General features: G+C 65.1%; 6 protein-coding genes. 5 read left to right on the plus strand and 1 reads right to left on the minus strand.

All coding sequences use genetic code 11. The annotated features are described in order from the left end of the window. A partial coding sequence (gene hrpA / locus Q7J58_RS22550) for an ATP-dependent RNA helicase HrpA (RefSeq protein WP_304832316.1) occupies nt 1-3,565 on the plus strand: 3,565 nt, incomplete at its 5' end. A 213-nt stretch (nt 3,566-3,778) separates the two neighbouring features. Here the strand turns inward: hrpA and Q7J58_RS22555 are convergent. Then, nucleotides 3,779-4,804, minus strand: coding sequence for a LacI family DNA-binding transcriptional regulator (locus Q7J58_RS22555; RefSeq protein ID WP_304832317.1), 1,026 nt, complete (start codon nt 4,802-4,804; stop codon nt 3,779-3,781). A gap of 158 nt (nt 4,805-4,962) precedes the next feature. On the opposite strand from Q7J58_RS22555, the gene Q7J58_RS22560 reads away from it, so the two are divergent. The 4 genes from Q7J58_RS22560 to Q7J58_RS22575 all read left to right on the plus strand — a co-directional run. Next, nucleotides 4,963-5,508 (plus strand): gluconokinase, encoded by a 546-nt coding sequence (locus tag Q7J58_RS22560; protein ID WP_304832319.1) that lies wholly within the window; start codon nt 4,963-4,965, stop codon nt 5,506-5,508. 3 nt (nt 5,509-5,511) lie between these two features. After that, the gene (locus Q7J58_RS22565) at nt 5,512-6,012 is read left to right on the plus strand and encodes a TRAP transporter small permease (protein WP_304832321.1); all 501 of its coding nucleotides are present in this window, start codon (nt 5,512-5,514) and stop codon (nt 6,010-6,012) included. After that, the gene (locus Q7J58_RS22570; protein WP_304832323.1) at nt 6,009-7,286 is read left to right on the plus strand and encodes a TRAP transporter large permease subunit; all 1,278 of its coding nucleotides are present in this window, start codon (nt 6,009-6,011) and stop codon (nt 7,284-7,286) included. The genes Q7J58_RS22565 and Q7J58_RS22570 overlap by 4 nt, the downstream gene beginning before the upstream one ends. A 65-nt stretch (nt 7,287-7,351) precedes the next feature. Then, nucleotides 7,352-8,275: TRAP transporter substrate-binding protein (locus tag Q7J58_RS22575; RefSeq protein ID WP_304832325.1), on the plus strand; the 924-nt coding region annotated here is incomplete at its 3' end.

Consider the following 8,275-nt stretch of genomic DNA (forward strand, 5'->3'; position numbering starts at 1 on the left):
GAAAGACGCCTCGGTCAAGCTGATGACCGACGGTATCTTGCTGGCCGAAACCCAGACCGACCCGGACCTGCGCGCCTACGACACGATCATCATTGACGAGGCGCACGAGCGCAGCCTGAACATCGACTTTTTGCTGGGCTACCTGCGCCAGTTGCTGCCGCGCCGGCCCGACCTGAAGGTGGTGGTGACGTCGGCCACCATCGACGCCCAGCGCTTTGCCGACTATTTCGCTTCCAAAAAAGGTCCGGCACCGGTGATTCAGGTGTCGGGCCGCACCTTCCCGGTGGAGATGCGTTACCGGCCGTTTGAAGAAAGCCGGGACTACGATCTGAACAGCGCCATTGCCGACGGTGTGGACGAGCTGTGGCGCGGGCCGCAGGGGGGCGACATCCTGATCTTTCTGCCGGGCGAGCGCGAGATCCGCGAAGCCACGGACCACCTGCGCAAGCACCTCAGTCACATTCCCACGCTGCGCAATGCCGAGGTGCTGCCGCTGTTTGCGCGCCTCTCGCAGTCCGAGCAGGACCGCATTTTTCAAGACCACAGCGGGCGGCGCATTGTGTTGTCCACCAACGTGGCCGAGACCTCGCTCACCGTGCCGGGCATCCGTTACGTGATCGACGCGGGCACCGCGCGCGTCAAGCGCTACAGCTTTCGCCAGAAGGTGGAACAGCTGATGGTGGAGCCCATCAGCCGGGCGGCGGCCAACCAGCGCGCGGGCCGCTGCGGCCGCGTGGCCGACGGCATCTGCATCCGCTTGTACGACGAAGCGGGCTTCAATGGCAGGCCCGCTTTTACCGACCCTGAAATTTTGCGCAGCTCGCTCGCGGGCGTGATTCTGCGCATGAAGGCGCTGCGCCTGGGCGCGGTGGAAGAGTTTGCGTTCATTGAACCGCCACAAAAGCGCGCCATTGTGGACGGCTACCAACTGCTGTCCGAACTGGGCGCGGTGGACGAAGCCAACGAGCTCACACCCATCGGCCAAACGCTCTCTCGCCTGCCGCTGGACCCGCGCGTGGGCCGCATGATCCTGGAGGCCCAGCAACGCGGCGCACTGGACGAGGTGATGGTGATCGCCTCGGCGCTGTCGGTGCAGGACGTGCGCGACCGGCCCATGGACAAGCAGACCCAGGCCGACCAGGCGCACGCCAAGTTCGACGACGAAAAAAGCGAGTTCACCGGTACGCTCAAGCTCTGGAAGTGGCTGGACGACACCAAAGGCGGCCACGGCAAAGACCACAAGCTCAGCCACCGGCAATACGAAAACCTGCTGCGGGAAAACTTCATCAACGTGCGGCGGGTGCGCGAATGGCGCGACATCCACACCCAGCTGCACACGGTGGTGGCCGAACACAAGTGGGTGCTCAACACCCAGCCAGCAAGCTACGAGCAGTTGCACCTGGCCATGCTGTCGGGCCTGCTGGGCAACATTGGCCAGAAAAACGAGGCCGAGGACTGGTACCTGGGCGCACGCGGCATCAAGTTTTACCGCCACCCGGGCGCGAACCTGAGCAAGAAGCCCGGGCGCTGGATCGTGTGCGCCGAGCTGGTGGAGACCACACGCCTGTTTGGGCGTGGCATCGCTTCGATTGAGCCCCAGTGGCTGGAGCAGGTCGGCGCGCACCTGATCAAAAAGCAGTTGCTCGACCCGCATTGGGAAAAGAAGGCCGCACAGGTCACAGCGCTGGAGCGCGCCACGCTGTACGGCCTTGTGGTGTATCACAACCGCCGCACCGACTACGGCCGGGTGGACCCGGCGGGCGCACGTGAGATTTTCATCCGCGAAGCGCTGGTGGCCGGTGAATGGGAAACCCGCCTGCCATTTCTGGCCGCCAACCAGAAGCTGGTGAAGCAGGTGGCCGAGCTGGAACACAAGTCGCGTCGGCAAGACGTGTTGGTGGACGACGAGCTGATTTTTGCGTTCTACGATGCGCAGATACCTGCCGAGGTGTGCAGCGGCGCCAGCTTTGAGCGCTGGTACAAAGACGCGCTGCGGCTCAACCCCAAGCTGTTGCTGCTGACCAAAGAAGAGCTGATGCGCCACGAGGCGGCCGGTATCACCACGCAGGCGTTTCCCAAAACGCTGCGCCTGGGTGGGGTGGACTGCGCCTGCACCTACCTGCACGAACCTGGCGACCCGCGCGACGGCCTGAGCGTGGCCGTGCCGATTTTTGCGCTCAACCAAGTCAGCGAAGACCGCTGCGACTGGCTGGTGCCCGGCATGCTGAAAGACAAGCTGCTGGCCTTGCTGAAAACCCTGCACCAGCGCCCACGCTCGCGGCTGGTGCCGCTGCCGGCCACGGCCGAGCGCTTCGCGGCAGCGCTGTGCGAACCGGCGGTGTTTGGCGCGGGCAACCTCATGGACGCACTGCTCAAGCTGGTGCGCGAGGCCACCCAGCTCGACATCGTGCGCAACGACATCAAGGTGGACATGCTCACGCCGCACCACTTCATGCACCTGCGTGTGGTGGACGAACATGGCCGCCAGCTGGGCCAGGGCCGCAGTCTGGCTGCGCTGAAAGCCGAACTGGGCGGGCAGGCGCGCGGCGCGTTTCAGGCCCTGGCCTCGCTCAAGCTGGAGAGCCTGCGCCCGGCACCGCCCGAGACCAAGGCCGCGCCGGTGCCGGCCCATGCCGGTGGTGCACGCCGTGCCGCCGCTGAAACGCCCGCCGTACCCGCTGCGGCGGCCACCCAGCGCTACACCGGCTGGACGTTTGGCGAACTGCCCGAACTGATGGAAATCCGCAAGGGCGGGCAGACGCTGATCGGTTTTCCGGCCCTCATCGACCTGGGTGACGCGGTGAGCATTGAGGTGTTTGACGAACCCGAAGCGGCCATGGCCCGCCACCGCGAAGGCCTGCGGCGGCTGTTTGCCTTGCAGATCCGCGATGCGCTGAAATACCTGGAAAAGAACCTGCCCGGCCTGATGACCATGGCCTCGGCCTACATGCAGGTGGGCAAGACGGACAGCGGATCGGGCGGCGGCACCGCGGAAGAACTGAAAAGCCAGATCATTGAACTCGCGCTGGACCGCGCCTTTTTGGCCGAACCGCTGCCCACCGACGAAGCGGCATTCAAGAAACGGGTGGACGAGGGCCGCGGCCGGCTCACCCTGATTTCGACCGAGATCGCACGCAACGCCAGCTTGATCTTGACCGAATACGCCGCAGCGGCCCGCAAGCTCAAAGACAGCCGCCCCCCCGCCGACGTGGCCACCGACGTGGCCCAGCAACTGCAGCGCCTGGTGCCCAAACGGTTCTTGCTCACCACGCCCTACGCACAGCTGCAGCACTTCCCGCGTTATTTAAAAGCCGTGCAGCAGCGGCTGGACAAGCTGCGCGCCGACCCGGCGCGCGACGCCGCCAAGTTCGCCGAACTGCGCCCGCAAGACCAGCGCTTCTGGCGCCTGGTGGCCGAGCGCAAAGGCGTGCAAGACGCCCGGCTGCAAGAACTGCGCTGGCTGCTCGAAGAGCTGCGCGTGAGCTTCTTTGCACAGGAATTGCGCACGCCACAGCCGGTGAGCGTGAAGCGGCTGGACAAGGCCTGGTCTCAGATCAACAGTTGAAAAAACAGCAAGACTTGAATAGGCAATTTCAGGGGCTGATGCCAGGAGCCTGCGCGGCAGAAGGCGTTGAAGCGCTCGGCTGTGGCCGGCAGCGGCACCAGGGCGTGCGGAGCCTGCTGACGTGCCGCCGCTTCGAGCACCGGCCACCCGTCGGCCCGGTTGTGTTCAGGCCCGTGCGCTTGCTGTGGTGGCGTGGGTGCCAGGGCTGTGCGCTCAGCTGCTGCCGCGCACCACCAGCTCGAAACCCAGGTCCAGCGAGTGCTGGGCGGGCAACTCGCCACGCATCAGGCCCAGCAGCATGCGGGCGCTGGCCTCGCCAATGGTGCCGCGCGGTGTGCGCACGGTGGTGAGCGGCGGCACCATCTGGTCACTGCCCGACAGGTCGTTGAACCCTGCCACCGCCAGGCGGCCCGGCACGTCAATGCCCAGCCGCAGCGCGGCCAGCAGCGCGCCCTGGGCCAGGTCGTCGTTGCAGAAAAAGACGGCGTCCACATCGAGGTGGTTGCGCAGCAGGTCTTGCAGCAGTTCACCGCCCAGGCGCATGGATGAGGGTTGTGGGCTCAGCAGCTCCAGCCGGGCGTCGTAGACACCCTGCTCGCGCAGGCAGCGCCGGTAACCTTCAGCACGTTGCATGGTGCGCGGGTCCAGCTGTGCGGCCACGAAGGCGATGCGCTGGCGCCCGCGCTGCAGCAGGTGTCGGGTCATGGCGTGGCCTGCGTCCACCTGAGAAAAGCCCACGCAATACACGCCGTGGGCGCGGGTGAGTTCCATCAGATGCACGCAAGGCACGCCGCTGCCCGCAATCAACTGGCGGGCCGCTTCGGTGCGGTCAAAGCCGGTGAGCAGCAGGCCGGCCGGGCGGTGCGCCAGGTAAGAGCGCAGCAGCTGCTCTTCTTGTTCGGGGCTGTAGTGGGTCACGCCAATCAGCGTTTGAAAACCCTGTGGCAGCAGCGTGCTGTGAACGGCCTCCAGCACGTCCACAAACAGGGCGTTGGACAACAGAGGCACCAGCACCGGCACCTGGTTGCTGCGCTGCGAAGCCAGTGCGCGGGCGGCCGGGTCGGGCACATAGCCCAGCTGTTCGGCGGCTTGCTTCACGCGCTCCACCAGCTCGGGCGCCACGCTGCGTTCGCCCCGCAGCGCTCGCGAGGCGGTGATGGGGCTCACGTCAGCGGCGCGGGCCACGTCGCTCAGGGTGGTGCGGCCACTGGGGCGGCGCTTGCGGTCGTTGGGTTTCAAGGGTTTTCCCCGATTTGTGTGAGTGGTTTTTTGCTTAGGATAGCGCTATCCAATCCAGTCTGCAACCGCAGATTGAACACGCAGACCTCGGCAGTTTTTCCGTTTGAATTCCGCCGTCGCCTGATTTTTTTTGATCCTTTTGGGATAGCGCTATCCAAATGCATTCCGCGTTAAAAAATCGTATTTCAGGACCGTTTCTGGTGGTCATGGGTGTGGCTGGTTGCGGCAAGTCCAGCCTGGGCCAGCGCTGCGCTGAAGCCCTGCACATTCCCCTGCTGGAGGGAGATAATTTCCATAGTGCCGCCAGCATCAACAAGATGCGCAACGGCACCCCGCTGGACGATGTCGACCGAGAGGCTTGGCTTGACCTGCTGGCACAGCAGTTGCAAAAGCACCCCGGTGGGGTGGTTTTGACGTGTTCTGCGCTGAGACAGCGCTACCGCAACCGCTTGCGCACCGCTGTGCCCGGTTTGCGGTTTGTATTTCTCGATCTCACGCAAGAGCAGGCGCGTGAACGCGTGGCCTCCCGCGCAGCGCACCTGTTCCCGGTGAGCCTGGTGGCCAGCCAGTTCGCCACGCTGGAAGACCCGAGCCTGGAGCCCGGGGTGTTGCGGCTCGATGCCAGCCGCCCTCTGGAGCAGTTGCTGCCCGAGGTGGTGCGCTGGGCGCAGGTGGCGGTTTCTGTCAACCCACAGGAGGCCTGAGCCATGGGACTGGGCAAATTTCTGAAAAATCTGGTGGAAGGCCTGATGGCCTTGTGCCTGTTGGGCATGGTGCTGGCGGTGTTTGGCAACGTGGTGCAGCGCTATTTCTGGGGCACCGGCTGGGTGGTGTCTGAAGAGCTGTCTCGTCTGCTGTTTGTGTGGCTGGTGTGCCTGTCGGCCACGCTGGCGTTTGGCGAAGGCAAGCACCTGGGCTTTGACCTGGTGACCGCCCGCCTGAGCGGTGCCAAGGCGGCGGTGCTGCGCTGGTTGTCCCGGGGCCTGATCGCGCTGGCTTTGTATTACCTCATCGACGGTTCCTGGTCGCAGGTGCTGGTGGGCATGGACAGCCGCAGTCCGGTGATGAACTACCCCCTGGCGCTGGGCGCCGCGGGCACGCTGGTCATGGGGGTGTGCATGGCGGTGTTGCTGGTGTTGCAAAGCTGGAACGAGTTGCGCGGCCACACGCCAACCGGCCAGGCTCCGAAAGCAGGAGCGCAAGCATGACCGTCGCCATTTTTCTCGTGGTGCTGTTCGCCACCATGACGGTGGGCGTGCCCATCGCGTTTGCCCTCATGCTGACCGCGCTGGCGCTGATGGTGCACCTGGACTTTTTCGACGCGCAGCTGCTGGCGCAGAACGTGCAGGCCGGGTTTGACAGCTTCCCCCTACTGGCCGTGCCCTTCTTCATCCTGGCCGGCGAGCTGATGAACGCCGGTGGCCTGAGCCGCCGCATCATCGACCTGGCGCGTTCGCTGGTGGGCCACATCCCCGGCGGCCTGGGCTACGTGGCGATCGCGGCTTCGCTGATGCTGGCGTCCATGAGCGGCTCGGCCATCGCCGACACCGCCGCCCTGGCCACGCTGCTGCTGCCGATGATGCGCAAGCAGAACTACCCCGACGGGTCGAGCGCCGGGCTGATCGCCTCGGGCGGCATCATCGCGCCCATCGTGCCGCCGTCCATGCCGATGGTGATCTACGGCGTGACGACCAACACCTCGATCAGCAAGCTGTTCCTGGCCGGCATCGTGCCCGGCATCCTGATGGCCGTGGCGCTGGTGATGGTGTGGCGCGGCATTGCGCGCAAGAAGCAGTTGCCGGTGGCAGAAAAGAGCAGCTGGACCGAGCGCCGTGGCGTGCTGGGTGAGAGCGCCTGGGCGCTGATGATGCCGGTGATCATCATCGGTGGCCTGCGTTTCGGTTTCTTCACGCCCACCGAGGCAGCTGTGGTGGCCGCAGTGTACGCGCTGCTGGTGGCCACCTTGATTTACCGCGAGCTGAACCTGCAGCGGCTGTACCGCGTGCTGGTGGACGCATCGCGCACCACCGGTGTGGTGATGTTCCTCTGCGGTGCGGCCACGGCAGCGTCTTACATGATCACGCTGGCCGACCTGCCCAGCCAGCTGGCCGAGAGCATGGGCCCGCTGCTGCAGAGCCCGATGCTGTTCATGGCCGTGGTCTGCCTGTTCCTGCTGGCGGTGGGCATGGTGATGGACCTCACGCCCACCATCCTGATCCTGGCGCCGGTGCTGGCGCCGCTGGCCGCCAAGGCCGGTATCGACCCGGTCTATTTCGGCTTCGTCTTCATCTTCGTCGGCTGCCTCGGCCTGCTCACCCCGCCGGTGGGCACGGTGCTCAACGTGGTGGCCGGCGTGGGCGGTCTGCGCATGGAACCGGTCATCAAGGGCGTGATGCCCTTCCTGGCGGTGTACTTCAGCATGCTCGCCCTGCTGATCATCTTCCCGGCCATCGTGTTGTGGCCGCTCCAGCTGATGTTCTGACCTCTTTCGCTTCCCCCCCGTTCACCCCCGGCGCCTCGTGCCCATCCACCCTGAAGGAGATACTCATGAAATTCAAGCAACTGGCCCTCACGGCCGCCATCACGCTGGCCACGCTCGGCGCCGGCATCGCGCAGGCGCAAGACATCAAGCCGCGCTTGATCCGCTTCGGCTACGGCCTCAACGAGGTGTCCAACCAGGGCCGCGCCGCCAAGGTGTTCACCGACGAGGTGGCCAAGGCCTCGGGCAACAAGATGAAGGTGCGCGCCATCGGCGCCGCCGCGCTGGGTTCGGACGTGCAGATGCAGCAGGCCCTGATCGGTGGCGCGCAGGAAATGATGGTCGGCTCCACCGCCACGCTGGTCGGTATCACCAAGGAAATGGCGATCTGGGACACGCCCTTCCTGTTCAACAACGCCAAGGAAGCCGACGCCGTGCTCGACGGCCCGGTGGGCCAGAAGGTGATGGACAAGCTGCAGGAAAAAGGCCTGGTCGGCCTGGTGTATTGGGAGAACGGGTTTCGCAACCTGACCAACAACAAGCGCGCCATCACCAAGCTGGAAGACATGGACGGCATCAAGCTGCGCGTGATGCAGAACACCGTGTTCCTCGACAGCTTCAAGACCCTGGGCGCCAACGCCGTGCCGCTGCCTTTTTCGGAGTTGTTCACCGCGCTCGAAACCAAGACGGTGGACGGCCAGGAAAACCCGTTCAACACCATCTTGTCGAGCAAGTTCTATGAGGTGCAGAAGTACCTCACGGTCACGAACCACGTCTACAGCCCCTGGATTGTTCTGTTGAGCAAGAAGTACTGGGATGGCCTGTCGAAAGACGAACATAAGGTGCTGATGGACGCCGCCAAGAAGAGCCGCGATTTCGAGCGCCAGGACACGCGCGCCGACGCCGACAAGGCCCTGGCCGACCTGCGCAGCAAGGGCATGCAGGTCAACGAGCTCTCACCGGCCGAAGCCGGCCGCATGCGCGACAAGCTG

This window comes from Hydrogenophaga sp. (assembly GCF_030656115.1).
Classification (GTDB): domain Bacteria; phylum Pseudomonadota; class Gammaproteobacteria; order Burkholderiales; family Burkholderiaceae_C; genus Hydrogenophaga.